This window comes from Nocardia arizonensis (genome assembly GCF_001310275.1).
In the GTDB taxonomy this organism is placed as follows: domain Bacteria; phylum Actinomycetota; class Actinomycetes; order Mycobacteriales; family Mycobacteriaceae; genus Nocardia; species Nocardia arizonensis.
Genome location: NZ_LGYZ01000066.1, coordinates 1 through 18,099, shown reverse-complemented (window position 1 = coordinate 18,099; position 18,099 = coordinate 1). Strand labels below are relative to the sequence as shown.

At 67.4% G+C, this 18,099-nt stretch carries 17 protein-coding genes; 10 read left to right on the top strand and 7 right to left on the bottom strand.

Annotated elements, in window-relative coordinates:
- Both APZ21_RS36310 and APZ21_RS12385 read left to right on the top strand, forming a co-directional pair.
- On the top strand, positions 1–156 hold a 156-nt coding region (locus APZ21_RS36310; RefSeq protein WP_420845273.1), incomplete at its 5' end, for a HalD/BesD family halogenase.
- A 17-nt stretch (positions 157–173) separates the two neighbouring features.
- Positions 174–962 carry an alpha/beta hydrolase gene (locus tag APZ21_RS12385; RefSeq protein WP_054813437.1) on the top strand — a complete coding sequence of 263 codons (789 nt, stop codon included), beginning with the start codon at positions 174–176 and terminating at the stop codon, positions 960–962.
- A 42-nt stretch (positions 963–1,004) separates the two neighbouring features.
- On the opposite strand, the gene APZ21_RS33970 is transcribed toward APZ21_RS12385, so the two are convergent.
- Entirely contained in the window at positions 1,005–1,292 is a 288-nt protein-coding gene (locus APZ21_RS33970; protein WP_054813436.1) for a hypothetical protein, read from the bottom strand.
- Between the two features lie 21 nt (positions 1,293–1,313).
- Here APZ21_RS33970 and APZ21_RS12375 point away from each other — a divergent pair, with 21 nt between their 5' ends.
- The 3 genes from APZ21_RS12375 to APZ21_RS12365 all read left to right on the top strand — a co-directional run bounded on the left by APZ21_RS12375 (position 1,314) and on the right by APZ21_RS12365 (position 3,669).
- A complete protein-coding gene (locus tag APZ21_RS12375) occupies positions 1,314–1,697 on the top strand; it encodes a hypothetical protein (RefSeq protein WP_054813435.1) in 384 nt (127 codons plus the stop codon).
- A gap of 953 nt (positions 1,698–2,650) precedes the next feature.
- A complete protein-coding gene (locus APZ21_RS12370; RefSeq protein ID WP_054813434.1) occupies positions 2,651–3,274 on the top strand; it encodes a transglycosylase SLT domain-containing protein in 624 nt (207 codons plus the stop codon).
- Between the two features lie 68 nt (positions 3,275–3,342).
- A complete protein-coding gene (locus APZ21_RS12365) occupies positions 3,343–3,669 on the top strand; it encodes a hypothetical protein (RefSeq protein ID WP_054813433.1) in 327 nt (108 codons plus the stop codon).
- Here the strand turns inward: APZ21_RS12365 and APZ21_RS12360 are convergent.
- Complete coding sequence (locus tag APZ21_RS12360) at positions 3,650–4,132, bottom strand: MarR family winged helix-turn-helix transcriptional regulator (protein WP_054813432.1); 483 nt, start codon at positions 4,130–4,132, stop codon at positions 3,650–3,652. The two genes, APZ21_RS12365 and APZ21_RS12360, sit on opposite strands and share 20 nt — an antisense overlap.
- Positions 4,133–4,667: 535 nt before the next feature.
- Here APZ21_RS12360 and APZ21_RS12355 point away from each other — a divergent pair.
- Positions 4,668–4,961, top strand: a complete 294-nt coding sequence (locus tag APZ21_RS12355; RefSeq protein ID WP_054813431.1) for an excalibur calcium-binding domain-containing protein — start codon at positions 4,668–4,670, stop codon at positions 4,959–4,961.
- Positions 4,962–5,028: 67 nt separating this feature from the next.
- Here the strand turns inward: APZ21_RS12355 and APZ21_RS12350 are convergent, their stop codons facing one another.
- Positions 5,029–5,250, bottom strand: coding sequence for a DUF3618 domain-containing protein (locus tag APZ21_RS12350; RefSeq protein WP_054813430.1), 222 nt, complete (start codon positions 5,248–5,250; stop codon positions 5,029–5,031).
- Positions 5,251–5,403: 153 nt separating this feature from the next.
- Here APZ21_RS12350 and bcp point away from each other — a divergent pair, with 153 nt between their 5' ends.
- The gene (gene bcp / locus APZ21_RS12345) at positions 5,404–5,877 is read left to right on the top strand and encodes a thioredoxin-dependent thiol peroxidase (protein ID WP_054813439.1); all 474 of its coding nucleotides are present in this window, start codon (positions 5,404–5,406) and stop codon (positions 5,875–5,877) included.
- Positions 5,878–5,904: 27 nt separating this feature from the next.
- Here bcp and APZ21_RS12340 read toward each other — a convergent pair whose 3' ends face one another.
- Positions 5,905–6,630: a TetR/AcrR family transcriptional regulator gene (locus tag APZ21_RS12340; protein ID WP_054813429.1), complete on the bottom strand. Its 726-nt coding sequence runs from the start codon at positions 6,628–6,630 to the stop codon at positions 5,905–5,907.
- Positions 6,631–6,781: 151 nt separating this feature from the next.
- On the opposite strand from APZ21_RS12340, the gene APZ21_RS12335 reads away from it, so the two are divergent.
- Together APZ21_RS12335 and APZ21_RS12330 are read left to right on the top strand one after the other, a co-directional pair.
- The gene (locus tag APZ21_RS12335; RefSeq protein WP_054813428.1) at positions 6,782–7,741 is read left to right on the top strand and encodes an ATP-binding cassette domain-containing protein; all 960 of its coding nucleotides are present in this window, start codon (positions 6,782–6,784) and stop codon (positions 7,739–7,741) included.
- 27 nt (positions 7,742–7,768) lie between these two features.
- Positions 7,769–8,548 carry an ABC transporter permease gene (locus APZ21_RS12330; protein ID WP_054813427.1) on the top strand — a complete coding sequence of 260 codons (780 nt, stop codon included), beginning with the start codon at positions 7,769–7,771 and terminating at the stop codon, positions 8,546–8,548.
- Between the two features lie 48 nt (positions 8,549–8,596).
- On the opposite strand, the gene APZ21_RS12325 is transcribed toward APZ21_RS12330, so the two are convergent.
- Positions 8,597–10,006 (bottom strand): DUF7159 family protein, encoded by a 1,410-nt coding sequence (locus APZ21_RS12325; RefSeq protein ID WP_156371035.1) that lies wholly within the window; start codon positions 10,004–10,006, stop codon positions 8,597–8,599.
- Between the two features lie 331 nt (positions 10,007–10,337).
- Between APZ21_RS12325 and APZ21_RS12320 the strand changes: the two genes are divergently transcribed.
- Complete coding sequence (locus tag APZ21_RS12320; protein ID WP_239476594.1) at positions 10,338–10,958, top strand: TetR/AcrR family transcriptional regulator; 621 nt, start codon at positions 10,338–10,340, stop codon at positions 10,956–10,958.
- A 67-nt stretch (positions 10,959–11,025) separates the two neighbouring features.
- Here APZ21_RS12320 and acpS read toward each other — a convergent pair whose 3' ends face one another.
- Entirely contained in the window at positions 11,026–11,457 is a 432-nt protein-coding gene (acpS, locus tag APZ21_RS12315; RefSeq protein ID WP_054813425.1) for a holo-ACP synthase AcpS, read from the bottom strand.
- Positions 11,458–11,468: 11 nt separating this feature from the next.
- The coding region (locus APZ21_RS12310) for a type I polyketide synthase (RefSeq protein WP_054813424.1) at positions 11,469–18,099 on the bottom strand (6,631 nt) is incomplete at its 5' end.

Below are 18,099 nucleotides of genomic sequence, written 5' to 3'. Positions count from 1 at the left end.
ACCAAAGTTACCTCGACACATCCTGCCTCATCCAAGGTTGACACAGAGGGGGGTCGCCGAACGATTGTGAACATGGCCTTCGCCTCTGATGAGGAATTGCGTCGTCCGGTGTCACACGAGACGATGGACGCACTGTGGTCCGCGCCCGAGAAGTGAGCGGAGGGAACGTCTCGGTGGAGAGCCTCACGGTGGAGTCGGTGGACGGTCTTCGTCTGGACGCGGCTGTTCATGCCGCGGCCAGTCTTGCACGGGGGACGGTGCTGCTGGTCCACGGGATCACTGTGGACATGGACGAGGGTGGCGGGATGTTCGTGCGGTTGGCCGGAGGTCTGGCTGCCGCGGGATTCAATGTTGTCCGGTTCTCGTTCCGCGGTCACGGCAACAGCGGGGGGACCCAGCGGGGTGTCACCGTTGCCGGGGAGTGCTTGGATCTCGAGGCGGCGGTCCACTTCGCACAGGAACGGTTTCCAGGCCGGCTCTCGGTCGTGGCGGCAAGTTTCGGAGCAGTGTCCACGGTGCTGTCGCTTCCCTGGCTGGCGGAGCGGCTCGATCGGCTGGTGTTGTGGAATCCGGTTCTCGATCTGCGAGCCACATTCTTGGAACCGGAGTTGCCCTGGGGCATACAGAACTTCGGGCCGTCGCAGCGGAAGCTGTTGCACGAAAACGGCGTTCTGGTCGTCGACGGCGAATTCGAGCTAGGGCGTGTACTGTTCACCGAGTTCGCGCACCACGACCTATTGGCGGGATTCCTCGACAGCACGGTGCCGTCGCTGGTTGTGCATGGTGACCGTGATACGGCCGTCTCCTACGAAATAGCTGCTGAGGCTGCACAGGCCCGTCCTCATACGATGCTGCACACTGTCGTTGATTCGGATCATGGTTTCGATTCGCGCGAGCGTGAGGACGAGGCGATCACCACGACTGTCGAGTGGCTGGTTGAACAGTCCGCGCTGCTCTCGTGACCCCTCAGCAGCTATATGGTCCTGTTCAGCTCGGTGAGGCGGTCATTGTCGGCGAGCACTGTGTTCTAGGACACCCGAAGGAAGCGCTACGGCCTGCGCCGAGCCGCAACCGGGATCCTGGCGATCCTGCGCAAACACCCCGAGCTCGACAAGATCACCATCCCTGTCGGCCTGGCAATCGCTGCCGACCAACTCCATGACCAGGGCCTCACCGTCGAGCCCGTCGTCCTGTCCACCGCCGAGGAACTCATCACCACCCGCTACCAACAACGACTCCGCGACGAGTCCGTCGATCCAGGACTCATCGCTGCCGTGCGCCCCTCCGCCCATTCCCCGTACCGCGCGGATTGCTTGATCGGACAGATCCTCACAGCCACCGCGGACGACCGGCTCGGCGCTCTCGCGGAGGGGCTGCAAAGAATCATGCGCATCCTGCCCGCCGACGCACCCACCGGCTACGACACCAGACGGCTCACCAGCCCCGCCGAACAACAACTCTTGGCCGCACTCGGCACCGCACCGGTCAACGACGGCAAGTCACTAACCGACTGGATCAGCCACGGCCACAACATCATCGACCCACTCACCACCTTCTTCGATGACGTACTGGTCATGGCAGACGACCCCGCCGACCGCACCGCCCGGCTCGGACTACTCGGCGCGGTCCTCGCCGCAGCTCCCACCGGAATCGACTGGCGAGAAGTCCACCAACTACTCCAGAAGAAGTACGGATAGCGCGCCAACCAGCCAAGCCAAGGGCCTGGCGGGAGCGCCAGCAGTGCATCGGGCCACGCTCAATATTCGTCTGTTCGGTGCGAGGCGGCTACCGCCATCGAGAACACCCGCCAGACGCCGCGCGGGATCGACCTCACCCAACCCCTCGCCCTGATCCTCGGACAGATGCTGCTCGAACGCACCCGCTCCCGGGCCTTCCCCCACATGCCACCCCGTTCACGTCGCCCGAACGGACCGTCACGCACGCGACGAATAGTCAGATAACACACAGGTGTCGACTTGGTCACGGTACATCCCGTCGATTCCGAGCAGCACGGAACGGCCGCGATCCGATAACGGCGATATGACCGCGTGACATCACCGGCCACAATTCGGACATGAATTTCGGGTCATTGCCCGGCAAATCGCCAGCTTTACCCAAAAAGTTCTGTGACCTACACCACATGCGGTTTAACGGCAAACTCCCTGCATACATCCCGGTTTTGCCGTCCATCCTGGGCTTGCCAAGATCGTTCGCACCATCTGTTCAGATTTCGTTTACCTTGCGTTCAACTACCGTGACCATTCTGCAATCAGGTCGCGAACAGACCTGAAGTTTGGTTGGACCGAGGAGTTATCAACTCGCACTCGGAATAACGGCCACAGTCCGCAAGGACACCATCGGTCGCCGAGTGTATCCGGCAACGGATTCTCGATCCCCCGCTCTTCCGCCTGAATCCACCTCGAGTGTGGAGTTCCGCGCTGAGCCGCGGAACGGGAATGCGCGTAGCGCAGGCCGACACCGCCGTACCGAACGGCGCCGTGTCGGGGACCGCCGTGTCCCCCAACAACCAAATCCCACAACAGCACACATCTGCTCGCACGGTGAGCGCCCGGTATGGCGACTCACCCGAGATTCGCGCTGCCTCGTCGCGGGCGAATCGGTCCTTGTCCCCGAAGAAGGAAATACCGCAATGCCTGATCGACGCTTTTCCCGAGTTCGCCGCACCACCCTGCGCGAGGGCTTCACCTTCGCCGTGGCCGCGGCGGGCCTCGTGGCCGTCGCGGTCTCGTCCGCGGTGTCGATGGCCGATGACAGCGTCCCCGCTCGCATTGCCATCGTCGCCGACCAGCAGCCGGTCATCGCCGAGGAGGTCGCGGCGCCCATCCCGGCGCCCGCGCCCGCCCCCGAGGCCGCTCCGGTCGCGGACCCGATCCCCGCGCCCATGCCCGCCCCGGCGCCGCCGCCGCCCGCGCCGCCCGCCCCGCCGGTCTACCCGGACAACCTCGACGGCTGGATCCGCGAGGCACTCGACATCATGTCCGCCAAGGGCATCCCTGGCACCTACAACGGCATCTACCGCAACGTCATGCGCGAGTCCACGGGCAACCCGCAGGCCATCAACCTGTGGGACTCCAATGCCGCGAAGGGCATCCCGTCCAAGGGACTGCTCCAGGTGATCGACCCCACCTTCGCCGCCTACCACGTCGAGGGCACCCCGTTCGACGTCTGGAATCCGGTGTCGAACATCGTCGCGGCCTGCAACTACGCCGCGCACCGCTACGGATCGATGGACAACGTCAACTCGGCGTACTGATCCGCCCGCCCCGCACGAGCCCCCGCGGTCGATCGACGCCGATCGACGGTGGGGGCTCGCGGCGTACGATGCTCGGCGTGGCCGATTACGCGCACACCGACGCGTCGGTCAGCCGCCGCGCCGAGAAGGCGCGCCGCTTGGCCATCTACCTGTGGGATCGCGACATCAGCGGCGCCGAGATGCTCGAACTACCGGCCGCGACCAAGCGCAAGCTGGCGCGGGCGGCGGGGACGAATCCGCCGAGCACCGAGGAGACCTGGGCCGTCGTGGCAGGCATGCTCGACGAGAAGCGCGCGTGGGCGGCGCGCAATCCCGGTCATCCGGCCGCGGGACGGCCGCACGCCGAAGAGAAGATCCTGTGGATCAAGCCGCCGGTCACACCGTGGACTTCGTGACCTCGTCGGACTTGGTGACCTCCTCGGCCTGCGGGACCACCCGATCGGCGAGTGAGCGCAGCGCCGCGGCCTCCTCGGCGGTCATCGGCGCGATGAACAGTTCGCGCACCAACTCGACGTGATTGGGCGCGGCCCGTTCGATGGTCGCGCGGCCCGCCTGGGTCAGGCGCACCAGAATGCCGCGCGCGTCGTCGGCGGCCGGACTGCGCTCGACCAGTCCGCGAGAAGCCATACGCGCCAGATGTTTCGACAGTCTGCTCTTCTCCCAGCACACCTCCGCCGCCAGGTCCTTGGCGCGCAGGCAGTCCTCGGGGGCGGCCGAGAGGGCCACCAGCAGTTCGTAATCGGCGAAGGACAGACCGTCGCGAGCCAGCCCCGCGGTCAGCGCCGCGTCCATGCGCTGGCGCAGCCGCACATATGCCTGCCAGGTCCGCTGTTCGTCTTCGCTCAACCACTGCACCACGGGTACGACCCTAACCCTCGATTAGTTGACATGGACACCAATCTCGCCGGGCGACCGCGCACGACTTCCGCCGGGCGAAACAGTCCGCCGCAAAGTGCCGTGGCCGCAACAGTTTACAGCAATCGCATACGTTTTATCCGGCCGCGGCAACGCGGTTCGCGAATTCTCCCGCAATGGCGGCCGCACCCGAGAACCGCCACCGACCGGCGATGCAGCTGATTTCAGGCAAATCGCACCGGCCACAGCGGGCCGCGGCGTCCGATCCCATCACGACCCGCTGGAGCTGTGACAACCTTTCGCCACAACCCCCGCGCCGAGATCGCCGTGAATCTCACGAATTCCCGCCCGAGCAAACAGTTACATCCCAGCACCACAGCGGAATGCCGCTGGAACCCGACTCCGAAACCACTCGGCGGCGTTCGTACCGCCTCGGATCACGGACGGCGCGGTTGACAACGGGACGGCACGTCACGAAGGTGGATGCGGCGTCGCCCGACATGACGCCACATCCACCGCAGCAGACACAGAGGAATACATGAACGTTCGACGGCTCACCGTCAGCGCCGCCGCCGCGGGCCTGACCCTCCTCGCGGCTCCGCTCGCCTCGGCCGTGCCCACGGGCTCGGCGGGGACGGGCTCTTCCGCGATCGATACCGGCGTGGCCGCGACCGGTTCGGCCGGGCTCACCCAGACCGGCTCGGCAGGCGGCGCCTTCAACAATTGCGACGATGCCAGGGCGGCCGGCCGCGCCCCCCTGTTCCGCGGCGAGCCCGGATACGGCCCGCACCTGGATCCCGACGGCGACGGATTCGCCTGCCCGACGGTCTGATACCACCGAAAAGAAAACACCCGGCGCGGGCTCGCCCGCACCGGGTGTTTTTGTCTTCTCGACCGGATCAGCGGAATATCTTGAGCAGCACCAGACCGACAACGGCCGCGCCGACGCCGATCAGCGTGTACTTGACCTTCGGCTCGTTCAGCTTCGCCAGCACCAGATGTTTGGTGTCGTCCGCGATCCGCTGCGGATCGGCGCGCGTCGCGATCTCATCGAGCGTGCTCGCCAGCCGCGCGCGGGCCTCCTCGATATCCCGCTCGATCCGGTCGGTATCCCTTGCCACGTAAATGTCCTCCTGTCGGATTGGCGTGCCGCCGGGCGCGGACCGGGCCCGAACCACAGCCGTCCGCCGAGCACCGGGGCTCGGATGCGAGTGTATCCGTCGCCGCGGTGTCGACTTCTCCGGTTGTCGGCCGGGTGGATTAGCGTGCAGGACGTGACCGACAACCAACGACTCGCCCCCGGCGACACCGCCCCCGCGTTCACGCTGCCCGACGCCGACGGCAACGAGGTCTCGCTCGTCGACTACCGCGGCCGCAAGGTGATCGTGTACTTCTACCCCGCCGCGAGTACCCCGGGGTGCACCAAACAGGCTTGCGACTTCCGCGACAATCTGGCCGAACTCGAGGGCGCGGGCATCGCGGTGATCGGCATATCCCCCGACAAGCCCGCCAAACTGGCCAAGTTCCGCGACGCCGAGCACCTGACCTTCCCGCTGCTGTCGGATACGGACAAGCGGGTGCTCACCGAATGGGGCGCCTTCGGTGAGAAGAAGATGTACGGCAAGACGGTGACCGGGGTGATCCGCTCCACCTTCCTCGTGGACGAGCAGGGCCGTATCGAGCTCGCCCAGTACAACGTGCGCGCCACCGGGCACGTCGCCAAACTCCGCCGCGACCTCTCGGTCTGAGTCGGAGCGGCGGTCACCCGTGTCGGTTCACGCCCGACCGCGCACGAATATCTCGTAACCGTCCAGCATCCTATCCAGTCCGAATTCGAAATCCGCACGGTGCCAATCGACTTCGTCCGCGAATGGCTCGACCGCGAAGGCGGCGACCACATGGGGGAACCGCCGCGGGTCGATGATCTGACGCAGCACCTCGGCGTAGTCGTCGTCCTCGGCGTCCTCGACGCCGAGGACGCGCGCCAACCGCATCCTGCCCATGACATAGAAGGACAGGTTCATCACCAGTTGCAGCCGGTCGGTCGGGGGGACCTCCGTCTCGGCGAGCAACGCCAACCCGGATTCCAGCCAGGCCAGGTTGTTCGGCCCCATGGGCGGGCCTGCTATCGGGATCTCCAGCCACCACGGATGGCGGTCGATGGCCTCGTATTCGGCCACCGCCCACTGCCGCAGGCCGTCGCGCCAGGACGTGCCCGGCGCGATGGCGGGCGGTGTACCGATCACCCAGTCGAGCAGCAGGTCGATGAGTGTCTGTTTGCTGTCCACGTACCGATACAGCGACATGGCCGTGAAGCCCAGCTGTTTGGCCACCCGGTTCATCGACAGCGCCGAGTATCCCTCGGCGTCGGCGACCTCGACGGCCGCGTCGAGGATCTGACCGAGGGTGAGACCACGCCGGGGTCCGCGCCCGCCCGGCATATCAAGACCCCACAGCAGCGCGACGGATTTCGGTATCGCGGCCTCCTCCGACTTCGCCATCGCGTTCCCGACTCCTCTCCTCGCTCGCCGTAGCACGGCACATTCGCCCATTCTGGCGGGTCGTCCCCGCGCGTCACTCGCCACCCTTGCGCCACACAACTGTTTACCTTATACATTCAGTTTATAAGGTAAACAGTTACGAGGAGAGCTCATGCCACCCGAACCAATCCCCGCCCTGACCGTCGGCCACCTCACCAAAGCCTTCGGCGACCACGTCGTCCTCGCCGACATCGACCTGTCCGTGCGCGCCGGAACCGTCTTCGCGCTGCTCGGCCCGAATGGCGCGGGTAAGACCACCCTGGTCCGCATACTCGCCACCCTTGCCCGTCCCGACAGCGGCGAGGTGCGGGTACTCGGCCACGATCTACTGCGCGAACCCGCCGCCGTACGCGGGCGCATCGGCGTCACCGGGCAGTACTCGGCCGTCGACCACGTGCTCACCGGCGCCGAGAATCTGCGACTCACCGGACGCCTGCTGCACCTGGACCGCGCCGAGATCGCCGAGCGCACCGCGCGACTGCTCGACCGCTTCGAGTTGACCGACGTCGCCGACCGGCGCGCGGCCACCTACTCCGGCGGTCTACGTCGCCGTCTCGACCTGGCCATGAGCCTCATGGGCGAACCCGACCTGATCTTCCTGGACGAACCGACCACCGGACTCGACCCGCGCAGCCGCCGCGAACTGTGGCAGGTGATCCAACGGCTCACCGCCGACGGCGTCACGGTCTTCCTCACCACGCAATATCTCGAGGAAGCAGATCAACTCGCCGATCACGTCGCCCTGCTCGACCACGGGGTCATCGTGGCCGAGGGCACCCCGAAGGAACTCAAACAGCGCGCCCCGGGCGGCCACATCCGCCTGCGCTTCGGCGATCAGCGCCAACTCGACGCCGCCACGATCGCAGTCGCGGACCGGGCAGGCAGCGCCGAGCCCGATCAGCTGACCCTGACCATTCCCTCCGACGGCAATGCGGGCGATGTCAAACGCCTGCTCGACCGGTTCGAAGAACTCGACATCACGGTCGAACAGCTGACCGTGCACACACCCGACCTCGACGACGTCTTCTTCGCGCTCACCGGCCACCCCACCAGCCCCGCACCGGTCGCCTGACCGCCTCCAAGGAACGAGAAGTCCGCGATGACCACCCTGTCCCGCCCGCTGCGCGCCGCCAAGGACTCCGTCACCATGCTCGACCGCAATATCCGACACACCCTGCGCAGTCCGGATTCCATGATCATGACCGTCGCGCTGCCGATCATGATCCTGCTGATGTTCGTCTACGTGTTCGGCGGCGCGATGGACGTCGGCCCCGGCCCGTATATCGACTACGTCGTGCCCGGCATAATCCTGCTGTGCGCGGGATTCGGGGCCGCGACCACCGCGGTGAGCCTGTCCACCGATATGAACGACGGCATCATCGACCGCTTCCGCACGATGGATATCGCCCGCTCGGCCGTGCTCGCCGGACATGTCGCGGAGAGTCTGATCCGCAATATGATCACCACCGGCCTGGTGATCGTGGTCGCGATCGCACTGGGTTTCCGCCCCACCGCCGATCCATTGCGCTGGCTGGGCGCCCTCGGCATGATCGCGATCTTCGTACTGGCGCTGTCGTGGTTGGCGGCGGCGCTCGGACTGCTGGCTCGGAATGCGGAGGCGGCCAATGGATTCACCTTCGCCTTCATGTTCCTGCCCTATGTGAGCAGCGCCTTCGTGCCGCCGGAATCGATGCCGACCTGGCTGCGCCACTTCGCCGAACACCAGCCGGTCACCCCGGTCATCGAAACCGTGCGCGGGCTGCTGATGGGCTCGTCCATCGGCGACAGCGCGATCGTCGCGGTGGCGTGGTGCGCGGGCATCGCCCTGGTCGGCTACCTCGCCGCGGGCGCGCTGTTCGCCCGCCGCACCGCGCACTGATCGAAAGCGCGGGTCCGGTAGCCGCGCGGCTACCGGACCCGCGCGCGGTCAGCGGGCCGCATGCCGTCCGGCGGCATGGCGGCCGTACACGGGCTCCGACGCCTCGTGCCGTTCGACGACGGGCCGGGCGGGCGCGACCTGGTCGGCGCCCGACTGCGCCCCGGCGCCCTGTGCGGCACCGGCGCCGCCCTGGCTGTGCTCGCCGGTGAACTGCTCCGAAGCCCACTGCATGAGCAGGCGGAAGTGGTTGTCCCACCACTGCTGCGCCTCCGGGGTGAAGGCGGGCGGCGGCGGGGTCTCGCCCGGGAAGAGCATCGTGGCGTCGGGCGCGCCGATCCTGGTCTGCCCCGGCACCCCGGCGCCCGGCAACAGCGCCTCGGGGCCTTTCTCCGACTCGCGCGCGGGCGCGGGCTGGTCGAGGCGCATCGGCGCCGTCCACCACTGCGTCGTGGACGGCGATACGGAGACGGCCGAGTCGACCGGGACCGATGTGGACTCATCCGTCCGCGAGGACGTGCCGGTCACGGGTGCGCGCCCCGTTTCCACGCCCGGTTGGGTCGGCGTGCCGCCGGTCGAGGGCTTGCCACTGCCGCCGGGCTCCGGCAGCGAACCCATTTCGGCGACCGTCGCGGTTTTCGGCGTCGACAGGGTGTCGATTGTGTAGACCCCGCCCGCGATGAGTCCGCACGCCAGCACACCGGCCGCGGCCAGCAGCGCCGCCGTCCCGCGCCCGTAGCGCATGGAGTCGGGCGGTTCGGCGGCGTCGACCATTTCCGGCACATCCGACATGGCCGACATGGCCGCGCCCGCGGCAGGCGCGGAAACCGCGATCGGGCACGGCAGCACCGGCGCGCCGAATCCCGTCAGCGCCTCGCGCACCACCACGGCGTCGGCGGCCGACCCGATCAGCACGACCGCGTCCGGGCGCACCGCCGCCGCCTCGAGCTGGTCCCAGGCCGCTGTCACCGCGATGCCGAGGGTGTCCTTGGTCGCGACACCCGACTGCGAAGTCGCGGCCAGCACCCGGCTGCGCGCCCGGTCCACCAGCGTGAACGACTGATACCCCGGCACGACCTCGCAGATCAGCAGATGGTCGAATTCGGCGAGTCCGGTCATCATCCCGGCCAGGCTCAGATGCGCGGACTTGGTGGACACCAGCGATGTCGAATGCCACGGCCCCGACGCGAGCCGGGTGACGATGGCGCGGCGTTCGGCCGCGTCGCGGTAGACCACCGCCGTGCCCGCGATCCACTGCTCAGGACCGATTTCGGCGGCGACCTGGTCCAATGCCGTTTCGACGGCTTCGGCCACATCGGCCTTCGTGTCTCCGCGGGTGCGCGCCACCCGGTGCAGAAGTACACGCTCGGGTAGCTGCTCGCCGGAATCGGCCAACGCTACCGCGTGGACGGCGCCGCGTTCGGTGGAGACGCCGAGAGTGACCACAGATCGAGCTACCACAGATATGCCTTCCCCGTGCGAAATCGGTCCGTGCCTTGCTCGGCTCGAGAGCCAGCGAAACCCCCGAGTCCCTTTCACTTTCGACCCCGCCTGCGCGGGATGCCCCGTGCCACGCGCGCGATGCGAATCCACGCACGCTCGGTTATGTCTTCGGCACGAGAAAGGTTCCGGATGGGTCATGAAATGTGACAGAACCGAACACAGTAACCGAGTGCGCGTGTCGTGTGCGTGTCGGTACCGCTAGCCTGGGTGGGTGGATGTGCACACGGAGGCCAGGGCGAAGCGGCACCTGGACCCCGCGTTGGAGCTGCAGGACGACCCGCAGGAGCTCATGCCGCGGCGCCGCCCGACGCAGGAACGCAGCAAGCGCAAATTCGACGCGCTGCTGCAAGCGTCGAGGGAATTGCTGGTCGAGGTCGGATTCGAGTCATTCACCTGTGAAGAAGTGGCGGCCAGGGCCGAGGTGCCGATCGGCACGCTCTACCAGTTCTTCGCCAACAAATACGTCATCGTCTGTGAACTGAATCGCCAGGACCTCGTCGCGGTATCCCGGGAACTCGCCGATTTCCACGGCGAGATCCCCTCCCTGGACTGGCTGCGCCACATGAACCAGTTCGTGGACCATCTCGCCAATCTCTGGATGACCGACCCGTCGCGCCGCGAGGTGTGGCTGGCCATGCAGTCGACCCCGTCGACGCGGGCCACCGGCGCCATCCACGAGAAGGAATTCGCCGAAGTGGTGTCGCAGATGCTGCGCCCGCTCACCCCGCGCACGCCGCGCGCCCGGCGCACCATGATGGCCGAAGTGCTTGTCCATGTGGTCTATTCGATGCTGAATTTCTCGGTGCAGGACGATCAGAGCAATGCCGAGGCGGTTTCCGAACTCAAGCGTCTGATGGTCGCGTATCTGCTGGTCGCGGAGAAGGAATCCCGCACCGCCAGCGGACGCTGAGCGATACGGAAGAGGCGGACGAACCGGTCCGGCTCGTCCGCCTGCGTGAATTTCCGTCGCTGTCGATTCAGTTCGTGTGGCCCTCGATCAGATCGGCCAGCTCACCGGGATCCTCGAGCACCACCATCGCCGCCGCCGTGTCGCCGTCGTGGGTCAGCGACAGATGCACCTGCACCCGGGGCAGGAATTCCGCGGCGAGGCCGTGCAATTTGATGCTCGGCCTGCCCCAGGCGTCGTTGACAACTTCGATCAGCGGATACGGGTTGTCGCCGATCTGCGGGCTGCGGGCGAACCGGGACGATGCCCAGGCTTTGAGCACCGCCTCCTTCGCCGCCCACCGCGCCGCGTAACTCCGTGCGGGATCGGTGCCCTTGCTCTGGCAGTAGCGCCGCTCACCGGCGGTGAAGCTCTCCCTGAGCATGGTCGTCCCGACACGTTCGAGCTGTTCGGAGAACTCGGAGATGGTCACCAAGTCCAATCCGATACCGAGGATCGTCACAGACCGCCAGCCTACGATGCCGCGGGCCCGACCGGAGCCGAACCGTCGACCCCGAGTTGTCCGGTATTGCAACCGAACCCGTTCGCCCGATACACACCGTCCTCGGCCAAGCGAGCCTCGGCCGAGAGCAGCATGTCCGCCTCGAGTTGCCGGATCTGCGGCGCGGGGGTGCCCTCGCCGCCGAGTCGACGGTCGGCGGGCCGCTCGTACAGCGGCGCGCCGCCGCACATGGCCTCGGCGAAGCGCTGCCGCCCGGCGAGCTGACGCTGTTCGGCCCGACGCTGGTACTCCTCGCGCCGACCCGGCTCGATGGCCTGGACGAACGCCTGGGGATGGACCACCGCCAGCAGACCCGACACGTGCCCGAAGCCGAGCGAGGTCACCAGACCGGCCTTGAGCGGGAACCGCTCGCCGAAGCGCAGCGGCTCGCGCGCCCAGACCAGATGCGGGTACTCCCGCATCTTGTCGTCCACGCAATCCAAGCTCCGGTTCGGCGGCACCACCCCGTTCTCGAGCACCTGGCACAGGCCGATCAGCTGGAAGGCCGCCGCACCGCCCTTGGCGTGGCCGGTGAGGGACTTCTGCGAGATGACGAACAGCGGTGCGCCGTCGGTGCGGCCGATCGCCGTGGCGAGGCGCTCGTGCAGTTCCGACTCGTTCGGATCGTTGGCCGCGGTCGACGTGTCGTGCTTGGAGATCACCGCGATGTCGTCCGCGGAGACACCGAGCTTGCGCAGTTCGGCCGCGAATCGGGATTCGCGGCCACCGCGGCCCGCACCCAGCGCGCCAAGGCCGGGGGCCGGGATCGAGGTGTGCACGCCGTCGGCGAAGGACTGCGCGTAGGCGATCACGCCGAGCACCGGCAGGCCGAGTTCGAGCGCGATGTCGCCGCGTGCCAGCAGGATGGTGCCGCCACCCTGCGATTCCACGAATCCGCCGCGACGGCGATCGTTGGCGCGGGAGAAGTACCGGTCGCTGATGCCCTTGGCGCTCATGGTGGCCGAATCCGCGGTGGCCGACATGTCACCGAAGCCGACGATGCCCTCGATGCCGAGATCGTCGTAGCCGCCCGCGACCACGACATCGGCCTTGCCGAGACGGATCTTGTCGACGCCCTCCTCGACCGAGACCGCCGCGGTCGCGCACGCCGCCACCGGATGCACCATCGCGCCGTAGCTGCCGACGTAGGACTGCACGACGTGCGCCAGCGCCACGTTCGGCAGCGCCTCCTGGAGGATGTCGTTCGGCCGCGACTCGCCGAGCAGATTGTCGATGTAGAGCGAGCGCATCGAGGACATGCCGCCCATTCCAGTGCCCTGGGTGTTGGCGACCAGGCTCGGGTGCACCCAGCTCATCAGCTCGGCCGGGCTGAATCCCGACCCGACGAAAGCGTCCACCGTGCACGCGATATTCCACAGCGCGACCCGGTCAACCGAGGCCGCCATATCGGCGGAGATACCCCAGATGGTGGGATCCCAGCCGGTGGGGATCTGGCCGCCGACGGTGCGCGAGAGCTTCGCCTTGCGCGGCACCCGGATCTCGGTGCCCGCCTTGCGGGTCACCGTCCAGTCGCCGGAGTCGGCGACGGGCACGATCACGGTGTGCTCGGGATCGGCGGTGTGGAAGGCGCGGGCCTCGGCCTCGGTGCCCACCGTGAACGACAGATCCTGATCCAGGAAGACCGAGGTCATCAGCGGAGCGGCATTGTCGACCATGGCGCCGTCGTCGCCGTAGCGGCGCACGCCGCAGCGGGCGACCACCGCGTCGTGGTAGCGCTCGGCGAGTTCCGATTCGGGCACGAAGTCACCGGATTCGGTGTCGTACCAGCCCGGCTTGGGATCGTTCTCCCAGGTGACCATGCCGGTGGTCCAGGCCAGTTCGAGCACGCCCGCGGCGGACAGTTCGTCGGCCACCTCCATCTCGAAACGGGTCCGCGAGGAACCGTACGGGCCGAGTTCGGCCGCGCCGACGATGACCACCATGTCGGACAGGTCGGCACTGACCTCGCCCCATTCGGGCACCGGCAGCGCCGAACTCAGGGTCGGCGGGGCGGGCAGCGCCGCGATCGTCACGGCGGTGGTCTCCTCGGCCTCGTCCGCGGCTTCCTCGGCGACCTGCTTGGCCAAGGCGGGCAGATCGAGCTTGGCGCGCGCGAGTCCGCCGGTCAGGTCGATCTGCTGCGGTCCCGAAGCGGTCACCTGACGGGCACGCGCGGTGCACCATTTGAGCAGCTCGTCGGCCATTTCGGTGGTGGACCAGGTCTGCACGCCCGCCTTCTCGACCGCGGCGACCATCGGATCGTTGTGGCCCATGAGCCCGGTGCCGCGCACCCAGCCGATGAGCGCGTGCACCAGCGTGACCCGCGCCGCCCAGGACTTCTCGGCCCGCCACTTGGCGACCACCGCGTCGAGCGCGGCCTTCGACTCGCCGTAGGCGCCGTCACCGCCGAACATGCCGCGGTTGGGCGAACCCGGAAGCACCACATGCAGTTTGGAGTCCACGTCGTGGTCCGCGCCGAGGACCGACAGTCCGCCGATGAGGCGTTCCACCGACCACAGCAGCACCCGCATCTCCATCTCGGCGCGGGCCCCCGCGTCGGACAGATCGCCCGCCACCCGCGGCGCCGCGAACGGCAGCAGCAGGGTCGGGGTCATGGCGTCCTTGATCTTGACCTTGGCGCCGCCCGCATTGTCGACCTGCTCCGCGCCGACCCACTCGATGAGCGCGTCGATGTCCTGGTATGAGGCCATATTCGCGGGTACGACCCACAGTGCCGCGCCCTGGCGGGCGTTCTCGCGGTAGAGCTTGCGGTAGAAGCCGAGTCGCTCGTCGTTCAGGCTCGAGGTGGTCACGATCACCGTCGCGCCGCCGCCGAGCAGGCGACCGGTCACCGCCGCCGCGATGGATCCCTTGCTCGCACCGGTGATCACCGCGATGTCGGAGGACCACTGTCCGGGCTGCTCGGTCTGCGCCGCCGCCTCGGCGATGCGCTCGTACACGCCCGCCAATACCGACCGGGCCTCGTGCTTGGCCCGCTCGCGCCACCAGTTGGCCTGGGCGGCGACGGCTTCGCCCGCGCCGATGAATCCGTCGATCGCGACGTCCTCGGTGTCCTCGGCCAGCCACAGTCGGGCGAGGTCTTCGCGTGCGGTGGCCCATCGGTCGTCGATCAAGACCGCTTTGCGGGGGTCGAAGACCGGTGTGACCAGGCGTGGCCAGTCCGAGCCGAGTTCGGCCGATACCAGATCGGTGAGTGTGTCGGGGGTGTGTTCGGTGGCGGAGACCTGTTCGGAGAGGCCGAGTTCGGTCAGGATCACCCGCGCGGTCTTGGCCAGCACACCGTCACGGCCGGTGATCTGTTCGCTGAACTCACCCAACGCGGCCGCGTCCACGGTCGCGCCGCTACCACCACCGCTGGTGGGCAGGGTGACGGTGACACCGCGGCGGGCCGCCACCGACTGCACCGCGGCGTCGATGACCGCATCGACCGCGGCGGCGTCCGGCAGCGGGCCGGTACTCAACCCACCCAGCTCACCACCACGCACACTGACACCGTCACGGGTACCCAACGACACCTCGGCGGTGACGTGATGGGCCCACCCACCACCGAGTCCCCACACCTTCTCCACACGATCACCGATCGCGGCCGGACGCTTACCCGAGGGACCGAACACCTTACGCAGGTGATCACCGATAGCATCGGACAACACCGACCCGAACGGCTTGTAGGTACGGGCCAGACGCTGCACCGTCACCGACAGGGCACCCATGTCGGCGTCGGCGGCGCCGTCGATCGCCCCCAACGACAATTCCGCACCCAGATCCACCAACAGTTGGTTACGGCGAGACGACACACCATCACAGAGCCCCTCGATGGTATCGACCGGCCCGATCTGATCCGGACGCAGTTTCGTCCACAACGCGATCAACACCCGCGTGGCATCCGCGGCGGTGAACGCGATGTCCTCCGGCCGCGGACCACCCGAACCCACCGCCACCGCCACCGCCACCGGCGCGGCCACCGGCGCGGGCGCCGCAGCAGCGGCTGTGTCGGTGGCGGTTGAGGCGGCTGTGTCGGCGGGGGTGGTTGTGGGGGTGGTTGTGGGGGTGGTGTCTTCGGGTTCCTCGACCGGGGCGGGATCGGTGTCGGTGGAGTAGACGACCGCGGCGTCGCGTTCGATATTGAGGACCTCGACCGTGGTCCCGGCGAAACCCGGCAGTTTCAAGGTCTGACTCGCCAGATTCGCCACCGTCGGAGTCGCACCGAGACCGATCTCGACGAACCGCTCCACCCCCAACCCACCACGGCCGGTATCGGTGAACAACAGATCCTGGGTCTCGATCCAACGGACCGGACTGGCGAACTGCCACGCCAACAACTCGATCAACACCACCCGACACAACTGCCTCGGACGCGCCGACCACCCATCGAAATCGGCCAACACCGCCCGCAACGGCTCCGAAGGCACCAGATCAGCGATCTCACCCACGAAGGCACGCTCCAACGAGAACGGCTTCGGCACCAGATTCGGGATATAACGCCCGACCAGGATCTCCGGATGCAGATCCTCGGGCAACAACTGCTCGAGCTTGTGCCGGAACTCCGCCACACCCTTACGCAACACCGTCGAATGGAACGGCACATCGATACCCGGCACCAGAATGAACGCCCGCTTACCACCGAACTCCACACGACGACGCTCGATCTCGACCTCGAGCGCCTCCAAACCCGCGACCGTGCCCGCGATCGCGTACTGCGAACCCCGCAAATTCAGATTCACCACCTCGAGGAACTCACCCACCCGCGCACCGACCCCGCCAACGAACGACACGACCTCCTCATCGGGCAAACCGATCTGCGAGGGACGAATAGCGGCCATCCGATAATCACTGCGACCCTTACCATCCCGAGCCACCAACTCGTGCATGGCCGAACCACGCTGGAACACCACCTCGAGCACCGCCTCCAACGGCAACACCCCCGCCACCGCCGCGAGCGCGTTGTACTCACCCACCGAATGCCCCGCCAACATCGCCCCCTCGACCATCACCCCCGCCTCACGCAACTCCGCCACCTGCGCCACACCCAACGTCGCCATCGCGACCTGCGTGAACTGCGTCAAATGCAACACACCATCGGGATGACGATGCTCCACACCCCGCGCCTTCAAATACCTCGGATTATCACGCACCACCGCCAGAATCGAGAACCCCAACACCTCACGGGTGTGCTTGTCGGCACGATCCCACACCGCCTTGGCCGCCCGCGACCGCGTCCGCGCCTCCAAACCCATACCCTTGCGCTGAATACCCTGACCCGGGAACGCATACACCGTCCTCGGAACAGCGGTCCGACCCGTCGCCACCATCACCAAATCCCCACCCACACGACACGACACCTCGACAATCTCACTACCCCCGTCCACCCCGACCCGCTCCACACGCACATCGATCCGCGCGCCCGGACGGACCATACCGAGGAAACGAGCAGTCCACGCGGTCAGAGTGCGAGCCGGAACCGAACTGTCCGGGTCGACCGCGGACACCGCATGCTGAGCCGCGGCCGACAACCACATACCATGCACGATCGGAGCACCCAGACCCGCCAACTTCGCCGCGGAATCACTGGTGTGAATCGGATTGTGATCACCGGACACCGCCGCGAACGCATGCATGGCACGCGGTGTAGCCACCGTGACATCGCGGCGACGGCGACGCGGCGTATCCACCGCCGCCGGCCCGAGCGTTCCACCGGCGCGCGGCGGGTCCGCGACCTCGGCGCCGCCGGTGCGACCGCGGATCGCGAAACGCTCGGTCAGATTCGCCACCGTTGTGGTCGATCGCCCGCCCTTGTCGGGCACGCTTATGACGACTCGCACCTCCACGACGCGGCCGAGTTCGGTATCGAGGGATTCGCCCGCTTCGGCGCGAATGTCCAGAGGTGTTGTGCGGGAGGGCAGTTCGGATTCCAGTGCGATCCGATGATCCAGATGGACCAGATCGAGCAAACCTTCGATGACACTCACGCCCTCGCTCGTACGCGTGGCGCCGAGCACCGCGAAGACCGCGGGCCAGCAGGCGCCGACCAGTACGTCCGGGACGGATCGTCCGACAGTGCTCAGTGTCGGGGGCAGGTCCGCGGATGTGGCGCCCGCGTGGTCCGCGACGAGGTCGGGGGAGTACGGCACTTCGATATGGGCGACGCCGTCGCGAACTTCCGGTAGCCACTGCCCCGCCGCGACAGCCAGCAATTCCGACATCGCGGCGTTCGCGTCCTCAGTGGTCACGACGGGGCTGCCGCCGGTGCGGGCGGATTCGGTGACCGTGATCCGGATACGGACGAACTTCTCGTCGAACAGCGGGACCGCCAGGTCGACGCGTTCGGCGTCGACCGGGGTCAGCGTCGCACCTGTCGGGGGGTGAAAAGCATTCCGGCCCTCGCCTACCCAGTCTCGGGGGCCGCCGAGGCGGTGGACCGGGTTCACGGTGGTGCGACCGGCCCACTGCACGTCCGGCGCGGCCAGGACCACATCGACCACACCAGCACTCACACCCGCGACACGACGTGCGTCGACAGGAGTGGGAACGACACCCGCACGAACCAGGGTATAGGCGGTGTCTTGTTCGAAGCGGTCGAGGAGT

Bases quoted from the DNA above. Each gene is read 5' to 3' on its own strand.
- APZ21_RS12355 (WP_054813431.1), top strand. From the start codon at position 4,668: ATGAACGTTCGACGGCTCACCGTCAGCGCCGCCGCCGCGGGCCTGACC.
- APZ21_RS12365 (WP_054813433.1), top strand. From the start codon at position 3,343: ATGCTCGGCGTGGCCGATTACGCGCACACCGACGCGTCGGTCAGCCGC.
- APZ21_RS33970 (WP_054813436.1), bottom strand. From the start codon at position 1,292: ATGGGCGGAGGGGCGCACGGCAGCGATGAGTCCTGGATCGACGGACTC.
- APZ21_RS12330 (WP_054813427.1), top strand. From the start codon at position 7,769: ATGACCACCCTGTCCCGCCCGCTGCGCGCCGCCAAGGACTCCGTCACC.
- APZ21_RS12320 (WP_239476594.1), top strand. From the start codon at position 10,338: ATGCCGCGGCGCCGCCCGACGCAGGAACGCAGCAAGCGCAAATTCGAC.
- APZ21_RS12335 (WP_054813428.1), top strand. From the start codon at position 6,782: ATGCCACCCGAACCAATCCCCGCCCTGACCGTCGGCCACCTCACCAAA.
- APZ21_RS12340 (WP_054813429.1), bottom strand. From the start codon at position 6,630: ATGGCGAAGTCGGAGGAGGCCGCGATACCGAAATCCGTCGCGCTGCTG.
- APZ21_RS12370 (WP_054813434.1), top strand. From the start codon at position 2,651: ATGCCTGATCGACGCTTTTCCCGAGTTCGCCGCACCACCCTGCGCGAG.